The organism is Patescibacteria group bacterium (assembly GCA_038064855.1).
In the GTDB taxonomy this organism is placed as follows: domain Bacteria; phylum Patescibacteriota; class Minisyncoccia; order Ryanbacterales; family GWA2-47-10b; genus SICQ01.
Genome location: JBBTSE010000002.1, coordinates 48178 through 66612 on the forward strand (window position 1 = coordinate 48178; position 18435 = coordinate 66612).

Sequence of the window (18435 nt, forward strand, 5' to 3'; positions counted from 1 at the left end):
TCACAATGACTCTTCTATTATAGCAGTATTCTTTTCACAGTCAAGCACCCTCCCCGTAGTGGCTTACAGGGTGTATACTAAAGGCATCAGTTCTTATGAATACTTTCCATGTCGTCTCACAATGTCGTAAGTATAATGTTTCGTTATGGACTTGTCCGCCCTTTCTCTTTATTGTCATGGGCGGAGTCAATGTAGCGGGTATGGTTACGACCGCGATTGCGGCACAGCGTTTTTCTGATGATCCGGCGGTTGTTATCATCTCGGTGTCGATGATGGCGGCGTTTCTCTTTGTGGTTGGCAATGCCGTTGTCTCATCGTTTCAGCGTTTGGCTGACGCATCGCGCATCAAATCCGAGTTCGTCAATATTGTCTCGCATCAGCTTCGCTCGCCGCTCTCGGCTATCAAGTGGCAGTTAGAGCTTATGCTTGACCAGATGAAGACGGTGACAGGAGATGTCGCCGCCACTATGGGCACGATTAGACGACAGAACGAACGCATGATCGCGCTCGTCAATGACCTGCTCGAGGTTAACCGTATTGAGGACGACCGTGTCATTTTGCGGCCAACAGCGATTACAATCGACAATTTTGTCGAGCAAATCGCCAACGGCTACAAGCCACTCGCGGAGCAGGCAGACGAAAAGCTTGTGTTTGTGGGTGAGGCAAGGCCTTTGGTGGTATTTGCTGATGAAGTAAAGCTTCGTTGGGTGACAGAAAACCTCATCGACAATGCCGTACGCTACACTAAGAAAGGCGGCGAGGTGACGGTAAAAGTATTGCGTGCTAAAAATACGGCACGCGTCGAGGTGACTGATTCGGGTATTGGTATTCCGGTAGCCGATCAGGCGATGATTTTCCAGAAGTTCTTTCGATCGGAAAATGCCCTGCGGATGCGCGCCGAGGGCACGGGGCTCGGCCTCTATCTGGTGCGGTCACTGGTAGGTGCTATGGGTGGCAAGGCAGGTTTCGCTTCCATGGAAGGTAAAGGGTCGACATTTTGGTATACGCTCCCGCTCGTTTCGGGCGAGGCGATGGTCCAGAAAAAGTAATTACAAAAATTAAAAATATATAGTATAGAGTATGAAAAAACTTCTTATTATCGAAGACGAAGCGGCACTCCAAGACGCACTTCAAAAAGCGTTTGCCGCCGATGGATATGAGATATTCCAAGCGTTTGATGGCGAAGAGGGTATCAAGCTCGCGAAAGAAAAGAAGCCAGATATGATTTTGCTCGATCTCATTTTACCGAAAAAACACGGATTTGAGGTTTTACAGGAAATCAAACAGGACGAGACAATCAAGGAGGTACCCGTGTTGGTGCTGACCAATCTTGAAGAAAGTACCGAGGTGATGAAGGCGATTGAGCTTGGCGCGCGCGGATATTTGGTCAAGGCAAACTACGCACTCAAGGAAGTTCTTGCAAAGGTAAAAGATATTCTCGGATAAAGTACTATCCTCGGATGAGAATCGATTCAGGGCAACTCAAAGCGTTTCTTCTTGATTCGGGGCTTGTCTCCGAAAAAGATATTGACGCCGCAGTTAAAAAGGCCAAAGAGCAGGATTTGCGTCCTGGAGATATTCTCGTCGCCCAAGGGAAAATAACCCAAAAAGATATTGAGCGCGTGTATGGGTACATCCTCGGGATTCCATTTGTAAATCTTGAAGGTGAAAAGATTGACCCCGAAGTGCTTCATGCGGTGCCCGAACCTATTGCGCGAGCGCACAATATCATCGCTTATAAAAAGATGGGTAAGGATTTGGAGGTAGCGATGCTCGATCCGGAGGATCTCGAGACTATTGAGTTCATCCACAAAAAATCGGGGCTTACTATCAAGCCACGCATGACTAACGAAAAATCGATGAAGTATCTCCTTTCTCTCTATCAGAAGAGTCTGGAGGCGGAGTTCGGTGAGATTATCAAGGGCGAGTCGGACGGGCTTGTTATGAGTGCCGCGTCAGTTGGTGAGGCGGGTGAGAGTGGCGAGGATCTCGAGAAGGTGGCGCAAGAGTTGCCCATCATCAAGATCGTCGATACTCTTATCCGCCACGCGATTTTGCAAAAAGCATCTGACATTCATATCGAGCCCCTCGAAAACGAGCTTTTGGTACGGTACCGCATCGATGGTATATTGCGTGATGCGATGGTGTTGCCCAAGAAAATCGCATCAGCTGTTATCGCGCGCGTCAAAGTGCTCTCGAGCTTAAAGCTTGATGAAAAACGATTGCCACAAGACGGTCGTTTCAAGATCGAATCGCCCGAATATAAGTTTTCAACTCGTGTCTCGGTATTGCCAGTGTATGACGGTGAAAAGATCGTCATGCGTTTGTTGCCGGAGAATGCGCGTGGCTTCACGCTCGAATCACTCGGGTTTCATGGTGAAGGACTTGAACTGTTACATCAAAATATTAAAAAATCTGTCGGTATGATTTTAGCCACTGGTCCTACCGGATCAGGTAAGACGACGACGCTCTATACGATGATGGATTTGGTGAATACTCCCGATGTCAATATTTCTACCATTGAAGATCCGATTGAATACCGTATGCCTCGCATTAATCAGACACAGGTGCGTCCCGATATCGGGTTTACCTTTGCCAACGGTTTGCGCAGTCTGTTGCGTCAAGATCCTGATATCTTGATGGTAGGTGAGGTTCGTGACTCGGAGACCGCTGGTCTCGCTATCAATGCCGCGCTCACTGGTCACTTGGTACTGACGACATTGCATACCAACTCTGCGGCAGGCGCGTTGCCGCGTCTCATTGATCTTGGCGTCGAGCCCTTTTTGATCGCGTCAACGGTCAATGTGATTATCGCTCAACGATTGGTGCGCACACTCTACAAATCAAGAGAGGAGTATCGTTTGACAAAAGATCAAATCGCCCAGCTCGCAAAGATTGTTGATATCGATCGTATACTTGGGTTTTTACGCGCGGAAAAAATTATCGCGCCAAAAGCAAAGATCGAAGATGTGCCATTTTATAAACCGGTACCCGCATCTGATGTGCCCGATGGCTACCAAGGGCGTATCGGTGTGCATGAGGTTATGACGGTGACGCCCGCGATGCGTGAGATGGTAATGAAAAACACGAATCCATCGGAGATTGATGCGATCGCGCGTAAGTCAGGCATGATGAGTATGCTCGAAGACGGTATTTTTAAAGCGGCGCAGGGGATTACTACGGTCGAAGAAGTATTGCGCGTGACACAAGAATAATCTATGGCGCGTTTTCAATTTCGGGCGCGTGACCGGCAGAGTGTTGAGCAGTCGGGTCTTCGTGATGCAGGTGATCGTTTTGAGCTCGCGCGCTTTTTGCGTACCGAGGGCCTCCTGTTGCTTGAAGCGCACGAGATCAGCGCCTTACCCGGTGTGAATATGCCTGGCGGGCTCAAAAAAAATGTTTCCATCGATCTTAGTACCTATTTACGGCGCGTCACGCTTTCTGACAAAATCGTATTTTCAAAAAACTTGGGAGTGATGATTGGCGCAGGTCTCCCACTCACGCGCGCACTCGACGCGCTTTCCAGGGAGTCACATAACCCAAAGTTTAAAGTTACGATCTTAGCTATCGAAGATCAGATTCGGCAGGGTAAGACATTTGCTGAATCGCTCGGCAAGCATCCAAAAATTTTCCCTTCCCTCTATATTGCTATGGTTGATGCAGGCGAGAAGTCAGGTAAGCTCAAAGAATCGCTCACACTTCTAGCTTCCCAGATGCAGGCGGATTACGATCTCGTGCGCAAGGTGAGGGGAGCGATGATGTACCCATCGATTATTTTAGCGGCGATGGTGCTCATCGGTGCGCTCATGATTGTGTATGTAGTACCAACACTCTCCGCGGTGTTTAAAGAGCTCGATGTCGAGCTACCAGCTTCCACACAATTCATCATCGACTTCTCCGACTTTTTTACTAACCACTTTATGCTGGTCATCCTCGGTTTTTTTGGGTTTATTTTTAGTGTCATCGCATTTTTTCGTACAACCTTCGGCAAGCATTTGGCGGACAATGTTGTTATTCGTCTACCAGTGATCGGCCCGCTCGCCAAAAAGTTCAACGCCGCACGCGCTTCGCGCACGCTCTCGTCACTCTTATCGGCAGGAGTGCAGGTGATGGAAGCGCTCGAGATTACCGCGCGTGTGGTGCAGAATCATTTGTATTCACAGACGCTCTCGGACGCAAAAAAATCGATCCAAAAAGGCGATACGATTTCAAAAGTATTTTTAGCAAACGAACATCTCTATCCATCACTGGTAGGCGAGATGCTCTCGGTAGGTGAAGAGACGGGCGAGAGCTCAAAGATGCTCGGCGAGGTCGCGTCGTTTTATGAACAGCAAGTTGCCGATGCTACCAAAGATCTCTCGACCATTATCGAGCCGGTGCTCATGCTTATCATTGGTGCGGTCGTAGGTTTTTTTGCTGTCTCGATGATCACACCGATGTATTCATTGGTAGGTGCCATTTAATATGCGCAGAGCATTTACCATGATTGAGCTCATTATCGTGATAGGCGTCATTGGTCTTTTGGCAGCACTCATCATACCGAGCTTTGGTACATGGCGTGAGCGGACAGTGGTCAGGTCCGCGGCGCGTGATGTTGAGAGTATTTTGAAACTTGCGCGGTCAAAGTCTCTCGCGTCAGAAGATGGAGCCAAGTACGGCGTGCTTTTTTATGATGGGGCGACAACTTTTTCTCTTTGTAAAAATCCAGATGCTATACGATTGGGCGATAGTGGCTACTATATATATACCTGTCCCACGCTTGTAAATAGCTACTCTTTGCCAAACTCGCTTTCTTTTTGTACTCCGTATACTTCGAGTATCGAACTTCAAAGTATCAGTCCAGGGTGGACTATCATACCCGGCGTTATATTCTCAAAACTGACTGGTGAATATGAAGATATTACGCCATCCGCTACCGAAGGAGTGATATACTTTTATAATAAGAATAAGATCGCGAGTCCCTGTGGTAGTGGTGAGGCGGCACTGACAATTTGTCGTAACAACAAAACTTGCGGTGGAGTCGTGATCACAAAATCTGGTGTGATTTATGAAAAATAATAAAAAAGCCTTTTTACTCCTCGAGCTTCTTGTAGCGATAGCGCTTATCTCTACGGTGTTTGTCACACTTTTTTTCTTGCAGTCAAAACTTTTACAGATCAAACAAGACGGCATCATGAAAGTACGCGCAACCTATTATGCACAAGAGGCGTTTGAGGCGCTACGGTATTTGCGCGCGACTGGCGGGTGGTCAACGATCTCGTCACCAACTACTGGTGCTACAGATTATTATGCGACATTTGCCAGTAACACATGGTCGCTGAGTACTACGCCTCCCGCAGCGCTCGATGGTATTTTCACGCGCAGTATTCGGTTTTCCCCCGTTTATCGTCAGGGCGACCAGCAGGGGGTTATTATTACAGGCCCCTCTGGATATGATGACCCCGGCACACGCAAAGTGACGGTGATGGTGAGCTGGGATAATGGATCGAAAAACATAGTACTCGATACGTATCTTACTGATTGGACTTCAAATCTATGAGACGGCGCGCCTTTACTCTTATTGAACTCTTGGTGTATGTGGGTGTGCTGGTAATAGTACTCGGCGCCATTTTCTTTTTTATGGTCAATATTATTACCAATGAACGCTCAATCGGCGACCGTGTGCGCATGATGGACGAAGCAGACTTCGCGATGCGCCAAGTACTGGACCATGCGCGTGGTGCAAAAAATTTAGAATCGACAGATTTTGCTTTTAGTAATGATGGCGAACTTACACTCACAAAGACAGATGCCGTAGTCACTATTAAGGTTGATAAATCTGATCCTACCAAGCCAAAGCTTATTATGACGAAAAATGACGGCATCAATCCTGTTTCCACGCGCATACTTACATCACCGCGTGTGGCAGTTGATATTTTTACTCTCGAGTGTGCGGGTACTATAAGCCCGTGTAGTAGTAATGCCAAAGGTGTGCGTATTAAGCTCGGTCTTCGTGATCTGGTGACGTATCAAACTATTACTATTACCACGGGCGCTACCCCGCGTGGTTATTGATATGAAATACGCAGGATACAACAGGGGGCTCGCAGCACTCACGACGATGATTATCGTACTTGTGATACTTGTGATACTGATCGCGAGCTATGGGCTTATCACTGCGAGCTCTGCGCGGCAATTTTCCAATGTGTACCAGTCGGCGCGCGCATACTATGTGTCCGAAGCGGGTACAGAAGATGGTATCGCGCGGTATTTGCGCTCAGGGGGTGTAGTTACTGGCAGTTGGACGGTCGCCGGCCTCGTATCTGGTACGACCGATGTTGTCGCCCCTACACCAACTAACAACAATTTGATCAGTACGAGTAATGTTGGTGGGCGTAAGCGCGCTTTAAAGATAACGCTACAACTCAATCCTATCTATACCTACGCGGGTTTTATCGGCGACGGCGGTCTCTGGATGTCTGATAGTACGGATATCAAATGTGTGAGCGGTACTGGCTGTAAGGGCGAAGATGAAGCTGGTGATGCAGGTACAGTCTGGGTCAATGGTCCTGTATGGGCAAATGGATCTGATGGTGGCGGAAAGCTTGGCAAAAGTGCGACTGATGCACGCGTGGTAGGGCATGTATATACAACCGGCAAAGTTGATATCAGGCCATCAGAGAGAAAAGAACCCGATCCCGTTAGCTCAAATCATAAGTTTGTGTGTCTGACGGACAATCCTGTCGCATTAACTGAACTGGTGTCTCCCGAATGCAATGAAGTAGGAGCTATCAAGGCGACAGCAATCGCGCAAAGAGTGCGGATTCATGAAGGAGGTAAAAACTCAAAACGCTACGCATTTCGTGTTGCATATCACGGAAGCGCTGATAAGTTGCCCACCGTGAAGTCATATCCCGTGCGTGAAGTGGGTAGTACGGGAGTTTGGGATACACCACAAAGAATTTTGCTCGAAAAAGATATTGGTATCGGTGCGAATGACGAACGGCTTTTTGCAAAATATAAAATTGACACTGATCATGATGGTTTAACAAATAGTCCGGGTGAAGTACTCACTGCGGATACGCCCGAGTGGGTGTATTTCAATATTCCTGGTTCGAGCGGCCTTCAATCTGTCGATGACGATGACGGCGTTTATATCGTACTGCAGGCGGAAGGCTCTGGCGGCGATGTAAATAGTTATTACAAGGTTTATTATGATGAGAGTGCGACGCCGTGTAAGAACGATGTTTGTGGTCTTGTTCACACGGGCGGGTACGGGCAATATATTACCTCGAACCTTTTTTGCTCGAAGGACGCGAGTACGCCTTTTACCTGCAATGCAAATCTCACCAATGGCACCGCACCTCTTCTCCCGGCGGACGCTTTTAATAAACCGCGTACCGATTTTCATTTTCGTGTGTATTCACAAGGTACCGAAGATGATAACTATGAAAACTCGCTACAAGTATTCGGCGAGCTTCACGCCGATGAAGCCATTGGCGCGAGCGTCATAGGTGAAGGGTCATCCGCCAACAAAGATATTGCGTTTGTGGGCAGACGCTTTGCCTCGGCGTTTTGGAAAGATCGCCAAGCGCATGCGCGACTCTGGGGGTATAGTTTCGTTCAGCAGCTTGATAATTGCGATCTTGGAGGTTCGGGTACGGAGACGGTAGGTGATGATATTGAATCGCGCCGAGGGTGGCGGCCATTTTGTGATTCACAGGTACGCGACGTGCGAAAAACAACAAATGGGACTAATTTTAGCAGGGTAAATTATGGCGTTTCTGAGCGCAGATATTCAGTAAATTCCACACTCTATCCGGTCAATACGGATGTTGCCACGCGCTTTTACTGCAATCCTTATAAAAACGCAGGCAATGTGACGCACGGTGGTACTGCGGCATCATGTACACAGGATTCACCGTTCAATACTTACACTCCGTATGAGTTTAATACCATGTCACAATCGAGCGGGCGCGGATGTTACTTTGGTTGTGGATCGGGCGAGAACACTAGCTGCGGCTCGGATGTATATAAGACGCACTATATTTATCCCGCGCCTGATATAAGCGCATACGGACAGTATCCATATAATTTCTGTAAATACGCAGGCGGTGCGGAAGATATAGCATATGTCGACGAGGCAGCACTTAAAACTATACTTACTGCTCCAGCGCCCACCGGTTATGGTATTGATTCGGCAGTGCAAGATCTCTATCTACCCAAAGCACCACCAGAAAAAGGTCCATGGCCTATTTCTGAATCAAAAATCAATGGGTGGGTAAGTTCGATTTTTACAAGTACGTGCCTTCCTGGCCCGCACATTATCACTGCATCACAGTCATGGCCTCCACTAGGACAGGCAGGCGCACCAACCTGCATAAACGGTGACCTTGTCGTACGCAACGGGGCAAAACTTACTCTCAACAGTGGTGCACATATGCACGTTAAAGGCAATTTACATCTTGTAAAAGACCCAGGCAAGCAAGGCGGCAAGATTGAGATGAACAATAGTAGCGGTGCGTTAGGATGGCCTGCTAACACTGCAGGGATTGTGATCGTCGATGGGTTTGTAGACACCGAAAATGATACTCAACTTTTAGGTGGCAACAAAGCGCAGGATGAATATATGCTTGTTATTTCACGCTCGTACAATCAAGGCGATTATGATCCCTTTAACTACCAGAATCCAACTGATCTGACTTCGGAAAACGACAAAGCGGCGATTTATAGTTTGAGCCGTCAAGACGGAGGGGCAACGGTATCGTTTTATGCTCCCAATGGTTCCGTAGTGCTCGGGCGAGATCCTTCCAATCCCAACGCTATGCAGGTGGCGGCATATAAGTTGGTAATGCGCCGCAATACCCAAGTAAGCTATGATTATGGTGTGCTCGATATGATCTTCCCAGGTGGGCCCGCAAGCGCGTCTGGGGTCAGTGACTATGATGAAATTGCACCATAACAAAGGCATGAGTATTCTCGAGCTTCTCATCGTTATCGGCGTGATGGGTATGCTCGCGGCGATGTCATTTGTGGCCTTTCGATCATTTTTTAACAACCAAGAACTCAACGCGGCTACCGAGCAGGTAGTAGCAATATTGCGTAGCGCCCGAACCTATACTCTGTCTTCACGCAATGATAGTGCTGGGGCTACGACCAGCACATGTTATGGGGTAGCTGTTACTCCAAGTAACATAACGCTTATGTTTGACGATAGTTGTAACTGCTCACTTGATAGCGTGGTGAGCACCACGCAGTCATTGCCGGGGGGCACATATATATCCATTGAGACATTTCCCACATATGGAGGATATGACGGCCTCTCTTTTCAACGAATAACCGGAAATGCGCAGGATATTGGCTCAAGTTGCGCGTCACTACCGGCTGGGGGCCGTATCCTTATCCTCACCTCCCGCCGCAACATCAGCATGGCGAAAGTTATAAAGATAACACCTTTGGGCAATATTGAGGTACAATGAATATAATGCATAAAGGTTTTACGCTCGTAGAGGCGCTCGTAGCCCTTGCGGTGATAGTTACTGCAGCTCTTACGGTGTATGGCGGCGTGGCGCTCTCGCACCGTGCCACAGTGCGGGGTGGCGAGCGCGCGCAGGCCGCCTTTTTGCTCGAAGAAGGGTACGAGGCGCTTTTGTATCTGCGGGATGTACACTTTGCTGATCGGTTGGGCGGCCTTACCGCTAATGGCAGCCAAATATACTGTCTAAATGATATATCTGCTGGCGGATCAATCGGGCTCATGGCTGTCCCTACAGTTGATTTGTGTACTCCGTTCGACGGTTTTACACGATCGGTGACATTTAAAAATGCTTGTCGTGATAATACTAGTCATAATATTATGGGGCAAACTACTACCGTCTCTTGTCCTGTCGGACAAAATTTGGATACTGATACCAAGTACGCACTCATAAAAGTCACTTGGGGTACCAAAAGCGAGCAGGTCGAGGCCTATATTGCAAACCTCTTTTTGAGATGATGGCCAAGCCAATGTACAAACGGGGTGTGGGTTTAGCCGAGCTTGTAATTTATGTCGCGGTGTTCTCTATTATTGTTACGGTTGTAGTCTCCGGCATGATTCAAGAGGCCAAACTTTTACGCCGGGCGCGCGCCGAGCGCGCAGTGGCCACCGCGGCCGAGACTATTTTGGAGCGCATCGTGCGGGAGCTCAGGCTCGCCTGCAGTACCCCGACCCCACTGACAACGCCGAGCAATACTATTTCGCTTGCCACTTTTGCGGATCTTTCTTCGCCGAGTGCCGCGGATTGTACTACAGCTTTATCAACGCGCACAATTAGTCTTTCTGGGCAGGATGTTTTATTGGGTAGCGCGCAGTTAGATCCTTCCGGTATTACAGTTAGCGGCCTTACATTTATAAAGGTGACGACTCCGGTTTCAACGGTTTCGGACGCAATTGCCGTCAAACTGACACTCTCATCTGGAGCCGCAGGCAGCTATCAAGTTACGCGCACATATCACACGACTGCTATAATGAGGGGAAGCTATGATGCCAAAAATCCTAACTAACCGAAAAGGCTTTGCCGCGCTGGCGGTATCCATATATATAGTGGTCATTACAGTAGTGGTGGCGGGCACATTCGGGGCGCTGGCAGTCTCCCAATTGCGTGCGGCCCGCGAGCTTATGCTTGGCAAAAAAAGTTTTGTGACTGCCCAATCGGGGCTCGAAGATATCATCCGCCGCATAAATACGGGAAAAAATTATACTACCGGTCTTGCGTTTCCCACTACCAATGGTGGTAGCGCTAGTTTTGATATACAAAATGCCACAACGCTTACCCCAAGTATCACAGCTAAGGCCAATATTTCCAATCACTTTCGCTCGGTGAAGGTAGTTTTTACCAAAGTGGTTAGCGAGGGCGTCTCTTTTAAGTCAGGCGTACAGGCGGGGTTTCTGGGGGTGTTGATAGAAGATACTAATTTTATTGGTCATACCAGTCCAAGCAAGAGCGGAGGGGATATTTTTTCAAACGGTTCTGTCAGAGATAAAATGGCATATGGCCCCAACGATTTTGTTACGGGTAGCACTACAGTGGCCAGGACTATTGCTCATGACGCCTCCGAACCCCCGCTCTATAGAAGTGAAAATAAGCTTCCCAGTGATTTACCAAACTGCCCAAATATAATACTAAATAACTCCAGTGCGCATCAAGACGCTGCACAAAGTTTTGTAGTGCCTAAAAATGTTACTGCCTATCCGCTTAGCGTAAAGCTTGCTGTAAGGAAGTTCGGCAGTCCCCCTGGAGATATGACCATCAGAGTGGTGCCAAACAACGACAATGGGACCCCCGATCCTGCAGACGATCGACCCAGAGACACGCCAGTTTTTGGGTCCAAGAGTTTTTCGAAAGAACTTTTTGGTACCACTTTTACGCCGCAGGAGTATGTTTTGAGCCCCGCGGCCTTTCCGGTCTACGAGGGAGAAAAGTATTGGATTATATTTGATAATAGTAACTTTTCGGCTTCTGCTTATTACGAACTATGCAAGGGGACCAATATAAATGGTACTGATTCGCAGTTCAAGTATGTTACAAATTATACCGTTGGTTCGGACTGGAGTGCAGATGCCACTAGTGACGCCGCCTTCACTGTATATTTTGGAGATAACGATACCGATGTCTTTGGCAATTTCACCACGATGATCGAAGGTGTGCATGCGGGCGGTAATCTTACGGCCATGACTATTATAAACTCCAAAGCTACCACAACTCTCATAGGGCCGCCTCCGAGCAATTTGCCACAAACACCAAGCAAAATATTTTACGAGAATCTAACCGCGCCCGTGACATCCAGAGGGACGGCCTGCGCCGATGATGTCATTCCCCCCGGCCATGAATGTGTAGATTACTATCCTACAATCCCATCCTTTCCGTATGCCCCCGCGCCAGAGCCCGCGGCCCTTATCACTATTAGCAACTGCGAGTGGCAGGAGTGTGTTAATATATGGAAGGAAACCGCAGCGGATCCAGTAAAATATGCGGGATTACCAATAGCGGACGACTATAATGTTAGCGGAGTCGACGCACTCGAGGGCCCACAGGTGATTAACGGAGCTTTAAATATAAATGGTTCCAATGGATGTGTTTTGACCCTGACTGCAGATGCGGGTTCTTCTCGCATATACCACATTAAAGGTATGAACGGCCTAGGCTTTGGGGGTAATTTTGGCAACAACTGCAAAGTTGTGGTTGACGGTGCAAATGCGGATGGTTCTGGGGCCAGCGCGTTTTTGATATTTGACCATAAAGTATCAGTGGAAAATCGATTCACCTTAGAGGCTACATGTACAGTTGGATGTGACGTCACTAAACCCAAAGGACATATTTATATAATCAGTCTTGAAAAAAAACCCGCGGATAGTTCGGAGCCCCTAGATACTATTAGAATCCAAGACCACGCGACTGGCGGTGTATATTTTGCCCCGTATGGCCAAATTACGATCCAGAATCAGGCCACAGGTGTCGCGGTGAGTGCGGCAGAGGTGCGGCTGCTCGACGGAGCTGAAGTGCACTATGATGATTCGGTGGCGATCGGGGCCTCGCCGGGGACGAGCTATGAGTATATCCCGCAATTTTCCTCATTTTACGAATCGCCGTAAAATTTCTCATCCTTCCAGTACAAAGGCAGCTTTTGTACTTGGGGTGGTTGTGGTAGAATAGAGTCATGGAAAGAAAAATCGTGTTTTCTGTCGGCGAGTACTATCATGTGTATAATCGTGGCGTTGATATCTTTGAGTTATTGTTGTAATATAAATCCATGGTTAATGTTTCAGTAAAAATAAAAAAACGCTCTGGCGAAGTAGCGTTGAAAGAAGTCTTAGAAGAAGTCCAGAAACTTCGTCGGGAGGTTTCCCTCTTTTTTCCGCAAGAGGATATCGGAGGATATGCCAACCAAAAACGCATTCGAGAATCTTTTCTGCGCGCGCAACATAAGTATCCTGTGCGATCTCGCCAATAAATGTTATTGAGACGCAAGATTTCGCAGTGTCTCTTGGCAAATTGCCGCCTAGCATAAGGCGGCTTTTTGCTAGGCAGAAAACACTTTTTCTGGATGATCCTCGCGATCAGCGGCTTCATGTAAAGCTTGTCAAAGGACTTTCATCAGTTTTTTCTTTTCGGGTGACGAGGCGGTATCGTACACTTTTTTATTTTCATGGCGTTCACACAGCAGTCTTTTTCGAAATTGATCACCGTAAGGATATCTATCGATAAATCATAGTACAAAGGCTGCCTTTGTACTTGGGGTGGTTGTGGTAGAATAGAGTCATGGAAAGAAAAATCGTGTTTTCTGTCGGCGAGTACTATCATGTGTATAATCGTGGCGTGGAAAAACGAAGAATTTTTCTCGACAGAAATGACAAAGAACGCTTTCTTCGCCTGCTCTATATAGCAAACAGCGATATACCCGTTGTCTTTCGCCTTAGCCAAAAGAAACCGCTTGCCGATATTCCTGTCGGCAAAAAAGCAGTAGCAATCGGTGCTTATACGCTGATGCCCAATCATATACATTTACTTATCAAAGAGGTTGTAGACGGTGGATTGTCTTTGTTTATGGAAAAACTGATGACAGCGTATGCCAAGTATTTCAACAAGAAATATGATCGCGTCGGATCTCTGTTCCAAAGTAGATTTAAGGCCGAGCATATTGATCGGGATGAATATCTAAAGTATATATATGCCTATATACATCTGAATCCCATAAAACTCATTGAGCCAACCTGGAAGGAAAAGGGTATTGGTGATATGAAGCGTGCAAAAAAATTTCTGGATACATATCGATATTCAAGCTATCAAGACTACGCTGGTCTACATCGGCCGGAGAAGATTATCCTTGCGCCAAAGGGATTTCCCGCGTATTTCGAAGACAGATATGCCTTTGCCGACGCGCATCAAGATTGGTTAGATTTCAAACCAACCACCTAAGGCTGCCTTTGTACTACTTATCTACTTCGAAGGACAGTAAGAGTGGTGTATACTAAAAGCAATGAAGCCGTTTTCCTTCCCGGCCATTGGCGTTGATATATCTGACGAATCGTTTAAATACATGCGATTTGGTATGGAGCAAGGTCGCCGTACGATCGCATTTTTTGGCGATCACGATTTGCCGAGCGGTTTGATTGAAGCAGGAGAGATTCAAGATGTGGCGGGTGTGGCCAAGGTGATTAAAGAGGTTTTGCATCCATATCATCACCACACACCGTACCTTACCTGCTCGTTACCAGAGGAAAAAGGGTTTTTGCGTCTTGTGCGTATGCAAAAATTGCCCGCATCCGAGGTGCGTCAAGCGCTCGAGTTTCAGCTCGAAGAGCATGTCCCGTATCCACCGGGGGATCTCTATTTTGATTACCAGGTTTTGCCGCAGGGGAGCATACCCAAAGCCGATATGCAGGTGGTGGTGACCGCGTATCCCAAGGCACTCATTGAGTCATACATCCAAGTATTTGAGCAGGCCGGATTTATCCCTGTAGTCTTTGAGCTCGAATCGCAGGCAGTCGCGCGCGCAGTATCGCCTCGCGGGAGCGCGGAGGCGATACTGGTGGGTGATATTGGCCGTACGCGCACGACTTTTTCCATCGTCTACCATGGCAATGTCCTTTTTACCTCTACCGTAAAGATGGGCGGACGCGATCTTGACGCGACACTTCGTGATTCGCTCCATGTCACCGAAGCGCAGGCGCGCGAGATCAAAATCGGCCGCGGTATCGATTTTTCTTCCGAAGAAATAATCAAATCAATGTCACCCGCGTTAGCAGTTCTCAAGGCGGAGGCAGAGCGACAGATTCATTTTTGGGAGCGAAGGCGTGAGGAGGGGGAGCCCGCGATCACGACTGCGTATTTGTGCGGAGGCGACGCGCATCTCAAGGGGTTGCCTGAGTTTCTTTCGCGCGATCTTGGTGTGGCAGTCACGCGCGCAAAGATTTGGGAAAATCTTTTTGATCTCACTCACTATGTGCCACCTATGCGCGCGCACGCTACCATGCGGTACGCAACCGCGTTTGGGCTTGCGATGCGCGGTGACGACGATTTATTTTCCGATATACATATATAGATATGAATTTATTGCCCCCGCATTATAAAGCAGGATTGAGGCTTGAGGCGTGGAGGCGATTTTTGGTATTTTTCGGCATCTATATGTCAGTTATCGGTGTGGCTGCAGTAGCCTTATTGCTACCCTCGTATTTCTTTTTACAGTTTCAGATAGATGAGCTCAAATCATTCGAAGAGACTACCAAGGGTTCTCCCGACTATAGAAACACAGAAGATGGCAAAAAAACTGTGAGCAGAGTCGGGCAGCTTCTTACCACTACCAACCAATTTTTTCAAAGTGACGCAAAAGCCACCCCGCTTATCGAAGATATTGTCTCACGCATGCCCATATCGGTATCATTATCAGACTTTTCGTATGCGCGCACAGAAGGAGAGCTCGGGACACTCAAACTCTCTGGTATCGCGGGGCATCGCGATGACTTAACACGATTTGCCGAGATACTTCAGAAAAGTCCCTATGTAAAGGAAAAAATATCAGTACCCGAATCGAGCTATCTACGCGAGCTCAATACTTCGTTTACTCTGTCCTTGGTTATTGGCCCTGCAAACTAATGAGTGGTTTTCGTAAAAACTTTTTTATAACAGTGGGAACGATTATCGTAGCATTCGGTGTGTTGTTTGGCGCATTTTTATACCTTTTCGCAGGTATCATCTCGCCGCTTTCATCTGAGTTTCGTTTGGTGCAGGAAAATATTAAAATCGCGGAAGAACGCATTGCGGATTTCAAGGGCCGCGTCGCGCCCTCACTCGAGCGTGAAGAGGCTGATATGATAAAGATTGAAAAATCATTTTTTGTCTACTCCCCCGATACCGCCAAGGAGTTCATCGTGTTTCTTGAAACCGCCGCCCGCCGCAATAATTTGATAGGTGAGATAGGCAGTCTCCCCCAGGCGATTTCTCCTACCGCATCTATGAATATTACTGGTAGCTTTGACGATATTATTGTTTTTCTACGCGAGATTGAAAATGGGCCGCTTTTACTGGCCATTGATAGCGTAGCACTCCGTGGTACGGGTAAGTCGATCTCGCTTGCCATACAAATGCGTTTACCCGTGCCGCCTCAAAGCTCGCAATAATATTTTTATGGCAATCAACTGGAATATGAATATAGAATCGCTCGGGGCTCTCTTCAAAAAAAGGAAGACATCTTCTCGTGTTTCGGGCGCATTGATACCGGCCACAAAAAAAGTATGGCGTTTTTCTATCATGTTTCTCGCTATTTTCGCAGTACTTGTTGTAGCTTGTGATGCTTATATTTTTTGGGAATATGTTATCAACCAACAGGATGTAGACATTGGCGAGCGAGGTACCGTTGTAGGGATCAACCGCGCGCTTTTTGATAATGTTTCAAACTTAATTGATGAGCGCGCGACGCGTTTTGGACAAGCGAAAACAGTAGAACCGATCAGGAATCCATTTGATAAATAGTTTGTGCCCCGGGAGGGAATCGAACCCCCATCAACGGCTTAGAAGTCCGCTGCACTATCCATTGTGCTACCGGGGCTTACCTCTAGTCTATCCTAGAGTGCTCTCAATTTTTTGTATACCTCGTACGCGGTACGCGCTCCGTTGATGGCGCGGTGTGGCATTGGTTCTTTTTCAATGGCAAGTCGTTTGCATATAGCGGTGAGCTTGATTGAAAAGTCCGGCTCGAGGCGCAATTTTTCATATGCGACGCTGGCGACATCAAGACTGTGATAATCGAGAGGGTTTTTGATACCGTTTTGACGATAGGCCTCCACCAGAAATGTCCAATCATATGGCGTATTCCATGCGGCGAAGAGTGCGCCGCGCGCGAGCGCGCTGTACTCTTCGAGTGCCTCGCGTATCGATATAGCGTCTTTCCATAGTTCGTCACGATATCCCAAAAATACGAGCGACTCGGGGTCGGCACTCTCGGGCCTTTCCATCCGTACTTTTTTATCCATCTCGCCTATAATCTCGAGGGTATCAGCATCAGCGACAACCACACCAAACTCAACGATCTCATGACGCAACGAATCAAGGCCTGACATTTCAAAATCTGTAAATGCTATGTTGCTCATATGCCGATGATTAGTCTGATGATATATTCGCTCACGGTGCTCACGACGGGAGATAAAAAGAAGATAAAGACCAAAAGAAGCACGAAGCCATATTGTTCAAGCAACGCCTCATACCGATGCCAATAGTAGGGAAAGAAGCTAAAGAGTACCTTGGAACCATCGAGCGGGGGGATCGGTACCATGTTGAATACCGCGAGGATCACATTGACCATCGTGATCATAAGGCAAATTTGTAAAAATGCCGACGGTAGCAGGTCGCCACCAAACCGAAAGATGAGCCCAAACGAAAGAGCGAGCAATATGTTTGAGAGTGGGCCCGCGACTCCTACGATAGCCGAGCCCCACTTTTGGTTGCGTAGGTTATACGGGTTATATGGTACGGGTTTGGCCCAGCCGATCATAAAAGGACTCCCCGTCACTACTAATAGAAGGGGAAGTGCGATAGAGCCGATAGGATCGAGGTGCGGCAGGGGGTTAAGTGTGAGGCGGCCGGCATATTGTGCCGTCTTGTCACCCTGCGCGTAGGCAGCAATCCCGTGAGAAACCTCGTGGATGACTACCGACATCACGAGAATGGCTATTTGAAAGAGAATATCTATTGCGTCCATAAGGAGAATATGATATACATAATATGTTTTCCGATGACTTATGGCAACTAAAACTTGTACAATCTGTGGCAAAGGATCAGTGATGGGCGGCAAGCGCAAGCTTCTTCGCGGTCACTACAATCCTGTAAAATGGGAGCGCAAACACCCAAATCTCCAATGGCTTCGCGTAGGTAAGACTCCGCGCGTTTTGGCGTGTACGACCTGCATTCGCAAACGCAAGAGCGCGTAACACGCTTTCCGGAGTGTAGTATACCGGCAGTACGCATGCATGGGGTGCATGTAGACCGGGTTCAATTCCCGGCACTCCGACCATGAAAAAGAAACTTTGGTTTCGGGCAAAAGACTATGGGTGGGGTTGGCAGCCGTCTTCGTGGGAGGGTTGGCTGGTTATCGTTGCATATATCGCTGGCATGTTTTTTATTTTTTCTCGCGTAGATGCGGATTCACATTCAGCGAGTGATACGCTCATCAATTTTATACCGCAGTCGATTATTTTGACTGCAATTCTCATTTGGATTGCCTCGGCATTTGGTGAGCGTCCCGAATGGCGTTGGGCAGGCAAGCGTATACCCGCACGCATAGTGCTTTTTAAATCTGTGATCTTGGTAGTAGTTTTTACCGTTCTCATAGTAGGCGTCATGCTGACGCTCAACTCACTGGGATTGGTAGTTTCAAAATAATATTTATCGAGCTAATTGCATAAAGATACGAGGTAGGGCATAG

Annotated in this window: 22 protein-coding genes and 2 tRNA genes; 21 read left to right on the forward strand and 3 right to left on the reverse strand. The window is 47.7% G+C overall.

The window, feature by feature from the left end; translation table 11 throughout:
• Positions 1–95 precede the first annotated feature (95 nt).
• The 18 genes from AAB417_00635 to AAB417_00720 all read left to right on the forward strand — a co-directional run bounded on the left by AAB417_00635 (position 96) and on the right by AAB417_00720 (position 16487).
• A complete protein-coding gene (locus AAB417_00635; GenBank protein ID MEK7630524.1) occupies positions 96–1049 on the forward strand; it encodes a HAMP domain-containing sensor histidine kinase in 954 nt (317 codons plus the stop codon).
• Positions 1050–1080: 31 nt separating this feature from the next.
• Positions 1081–1446, forward strand: coding sequence for a response regulator (locus tag AAB417_00640; protein ID MEK7630525.1), 366 nt, complete (start codon positions 1081–1083; stop codon positions 1444–1446).
• A gap of 14 nt (positions 1447–1460) precedes the next feature.
• Entirely contained in the window at positions 1461–3215 is a 1755-nt protein-coding gene (locus AAB417_00645) for a GspE/PulE family protein (GenBank protein ID MEK7630526.1), read from the forward strand.
• Between the two features lie 3 nt (positions 3216–3218).
• Complete coding sequence (locus tag AAB417_00650; GenBank protein ID MEK7630527.1) at positions 3219–4463, forward strand: type II secretion system F family protein; 1245 nt, start codon at positions 3219–3221, stop codon at positions 4461–4463.
• 1 nt (position 4464) lies between these two features.
• On the forward strand, positions 4465–5058 hold the full coding sequence (locus tag AAB417_00655) for a prepilin-type N-terminal cleavage/methylation domain-containing protein (GenBank protein MEK7630528.1): 594 nt from the start codon (positions 4465–4467) through the stop codon (positions 5056–5058).
• On the forward strand, positions 5048–5539 hold the full coding sequence (locus tag AAB417_00660; GenBank protein ID MEK7630529.1) for a prepilin-type N-terminal cleavage/methylation domain-containing protein: 492 nt from the start codon (positions 5048–5050) through the stop codon (positions 5537–5539). Before AAB417_00655 ends, AAB417_00660 begins: the two co-directional genes overlap by 11 nt.
• The gene (locus AAB417_00665) at positions 5536–6054 is read left to right on the forward strand and encodes a type II secretion system protein (GenBank protein MEK7630530.1); all 519 of its coding nucleotides are present in this window, start codon (positions 5536–5538) and stop codon (positions 6052–6054) included. Before AAB417_00660 ends, AAB417_00665 begins: the two co-directional genes overlap by 4 nt.
• A gap of 1 nt (position 6055) precedes the next feature.
• A complete protein-coding gene (locus tag AAB417_00670; protein ID MEK7630531.1) occupies positions 6056–8941 on the forward strand; it encodes a hypothetical protein in 2886 nt (961 codons plus the stop codon).
• The gene (locus AAB417_00675; GenBank protein ID MEK7630532.1) at positions 8922–9458 is read left to right on the forward strand and encodes a type II secretion system protein; all 537 of its coding nucleotides are present in this window, start codon (positions 8922–8924) and stop codon (positions 9456–9458) included. Before AAB417_00670 ends, AAB417_00675 begins: the two co-directional genes overlap by 20 nt.
• A 5-nt stretch (positions 9459–9463) precedes the next feature.
• Positions 9464–9973 (forward strand): prepilin-type N-terminal cleavage/methylation domain-containing protein, encoded by a 510-nt coding sequence (locus AAB417_00680; GenBank protein ID MEK7630533.1) that lies wholly within the window; start codon positions 9464–9466, stop codon positions 9971–9973.
• Positions 9974–9984: 11 nt separating this feature from the next.
• A complete protein-coding gene (locus tag AAB417_00685) occupies positions 9985–10521 on the forward strand; it encodes a hypothetical protein (GenBank protein MEK7630534.1) in 537 nt (178 codons plus the stop codon).
• The gene (locus tag AAB417_00690; protein MEK7630535.1) at positions 10499–12610 is read left to right on the forward strand and encodes a hypothetical protein; all 2112 of its coding nucleotides are present in this window, start codon (positions 10499–10501) and stop codon (positions 12608–12610) included. The genes AAB417_00685 and AAB417_00690 overlap by 23 nt, the downstream gene beginning before the upstream one ends.
• Positions 12611–12768: 158 nt before the next feature.
• On the forward strand, positions 12769–12969 hold the full coding sequence (locus AAB417_00695) for a hypothetical protein (protein MEK7630536.1): 201 nt from the start codon (positions 12769–12771) through the stop codon (positions 12967–12969).
• 308 nt (positions 12970–13277) lie between these two features.
• Positions 13278–13934, forward strand: a complete 657-nt coding sequence (locus AAB417_00700) for a transposase (GenBank protein ID MEK7630537.1) — start codon at positions 13278–13280, stop codon at positions 13932–13934.
• Positions 13935–13995: 61 nt separating this feature from the next.
• Positions 13996–15060 carry a type IV pilus assembly protein PilM gene (gene pilM, locus AAB417_00705; protein MEK7630538.1) on the forward strand — a complete coding sequence of 355 codons (1065 nt, stop codon included), beginning with the start codon at positions 13996–13998 and terminating at the stop codon, positions 15058–15060.
• Positions 15061–15062: 2 nt separating this feature from the next.
• Positions 15063–15611 (forward strand): hypothetical protein, encoded by a 549-nt coding sequence (locus AAB417_00710; protein MEK7630539.1) that lies wholly within the window; start codon positions 15063–15065, stop codon positions 15609–15611.
• The gene (locus AAB417_00715) at positions 15611–16135 is read left to right on the forward strand and encodes a hypothetical protein (protein MEK7630540.1); all 525 of its coding nucleotides are present in this window, start codon (positions 15611–15613) and stop codon (positions 16133–16135) included. The genes AAB417_00710 and AAB417_00715 overlap by 1 nt, the downstream gene beginning before the upstream one ends.
• Positions 16136–16142: 7 nt before the next feature.
• On the forward strand, positions 16143–16487 hold the full coding sequence (locus AAB417_00720; protein MEK7630541.1) for a hypothetical protein: 345 nt from the start codon (positions 16143–16145) through the stop codon (positions 16485–16487).
• Between the two features lie 4 nt (positions 16488–16491).
• On the opposite strand, the gene AAB417_00725 is transcribed toward AAB417_00720, so the two are convergent.
• The 3 genes from AAB417_00725 to AAB417_00735 all read right to left on the reverse strand — a co-directional run bounded on the left by AAB417_00725 (position 16492) and on the right by AAB417_00735 (position 17712).
• A tRNA-Arg gene (locus AAB417_00725) sits at positions 16492–16563 on the reverse strand.
• Between the two features lie 16 nt (positions 16564–16579).
• On the reverse strand, positions 16580–17104 hold the full coding sequence (locus tag AAB417_00730; protein MEK7630542.1) for a 3'-5' exonuclease: 525 nt from the start codon (positions 17102–17104) through the stop codon (positions 16580–16582).
• Entirely contained in the window at positions 17101–17712 is a 612-nt protein-coding gene (locus tag AAB417_00735; protein ID MEK7630543.1) for a site-2 protease family protein, read from the reverse strand. The genes AAB417_00730 and AAB417_00735 overlap by 4 nt, the downstream gene beginning before the upstream one ends.
• Positions 17713–17752: 40 nt before the next feature.
• On the opposite strand from AAB417_00735, the gene AAB417_00740 reads away from it, so the two are divergent.
• The 3 genes from AAB417_00740 (at position 17753) to AAB417_00750 (ending at position 18392) form a co-directional block, all read left to right on the forward strand.
• On the forward strand, positions 17753–17941 hold the full coding sequence (locus AAB417_00740) for a 50S ribosomal protein L28 (protein MEK7630544.1): 189 nt from the start codon (positions 17753–17755) through the stop codon (positions 17939–17941).
• A gap of 9 nt (positions 17942–17950) precedes the next feature.
• Positions 17951–18024 (forward strand) — tRNA-Pro (locus tag AAB417_00745).
• On the forward strand, positions 18024–18392 hold the full coding sequence (locus AAB417_00750) for a hypothetical protein (protein MEK7630545.1): 369 nt from the start codon (positions 18024–18026) through the stop codon (positions 18390–18392). Before AAB417_00745 ends, AAB417_00750 begins: the two co-directional genes overlap by 1 nt.
• Positions 18393–18435: the final 43 nt, after the last annotated feature.

Coding starts and splice junctions, on each gene's coding strand:
- AAB417_00690 (MEK7630535.1), top strand. CDS start 10,499: ATGATGCCAAAAATCCTAACTAACCGAAAAGGCTTTGCCGCGCTGGCG.
- AAB417_00740 (MEK7630544.1), top strand. CDS start 17,753: ATGGCAACTAAAACTTGTACAATCTGTGGCAAAGGATCAGTGATGGGC.
- AAB417_00665 (MEK7630530.1), top strand. CDS start 5,536: ATGAGACGGCGCGCCTTTACTCTTATTGAACTCTTGGTGTATGTGGGT.
- AAB417_00735 (MEK7630543.1), bottom strand. CDS start 17,712: ATGGACGCAATAGATATTCTCTTTCAAATAGCCATTCTCGTGATGTCG.
- AAB417_00685 (MEK7630534.1), top strand. CDS start 9,985: ATGTACAAACGGGGTGTGGGTTTAGCCGAGCTTGTAATTTATGTCGCG.
- AAB417_00655 (MEK7630528.1), top strand. CDS start 4,465: ATGCGCAGAGCATTTACCATGATTGAGCTCATTATCGTGATAGGCGTC.
- AAB417_00710 (MEK7630539.1), top strand. CDS start 15,063: ATGAATTTATTGCCCCCGCATTATAAAGCAGGATTGAGGCTTGAGGCG.
- AAB417_00635 (MEK7630524.1), top strand. CDS start 96: ATGAATACTTTCCATGTCGTCTCACAATGTCGTAAGTATAATGTTTCG.
- AAB417_00700 (MEK7630537.1), top strand. CDS start 13,278: ATGGAAAGAAAAATCGTGTTTTCTGTCGGCGAGTACTATCATGTGTAT.
- AAB417_00750 (MEK7630545.1), top strand. CDS start 18,024: ATGAAAAAGAAACTTTGGTTTCGGGCAAAAGACTATGGGTGGGGTTGG.
- AAB417_00660 (MEK7630529.1), top strand. CDS start 5,048: ATGAAAAATAATAAAAAAGCCTTTTTACTCCTCGAGCTTCTTGTAGCG.
- AAB417_00720 (MEK7630541.1), top strand. CDS start 16,143: ATGGCAATCAACTGGAATATGAATATAGAATCGCTCGGGGCTCTCTTC.
- AAB417_00680 (MEK7630533.1), top strand. CDS start 9,464: ATGCATAAAGGTTTTACGCTCGTAGAGGCGCTCGTAGCCCTTGCGGTG.
- AAB417_00730 (MEK7630542.1), bottom strand. CDS start 17,104: ATGAGCAACATAGCATTTACAGATTTTGAAATGTCAGGCCTTGATTCG.
- AAB417_00675 (MEK7630532.1), top strand. CDS start 8,922: ATGATGAAATTGCACCATAACAAAGGCATGAGTATTCTCGAGCTTCTC.
- pilM (MEK7630538.1), top strand. CDS start 13,996: ATGAAGCCGTTTTCCTTCCCGGCCATTGGCGTTGATATATCTGACGAA.
- AAB417_00640 (MEK7630525.1), top strand. CDS start 1,081: ATGAAAAAACTTCTTATTATCGAAGACGAAGCGGCACTCCAAGACGCA.
- AAB417_00695 (MEK7630536.1), top strand. CDS start 12,769: ATGGTTAATGTTTCAGTAAAAATAAAAAAACGCTCTGGCGAAGTAGCG.
- AAB417_00715 (MEK7630540.1), top strand. CDS start 15,611: ATGAGTGGTTTTCGTAAAAACTTTTTTATAACAGTGGGAACGATTATC.
- AAB417_00650 (MEK7630527.1), top strand. CDS start 3,219: ATGGCGCGTTTTCAATTTCGGGCGCGTGACCGGCAGAGTGTTGAGCAG.
- AAB417_00670 (MEK7630531.1), top strand. CDS start 6,056: ATGAAATACGCAGGATACAACAGGGGGCTCGCAGCACTCACGACGATG.
- AAB417_00645 (MEK7630526.1), top strand. CDS start 1,461: ATGAGAATCGATTCAGGGCAACTCAAAGCGTTTCTTCTTGATTCGGGG.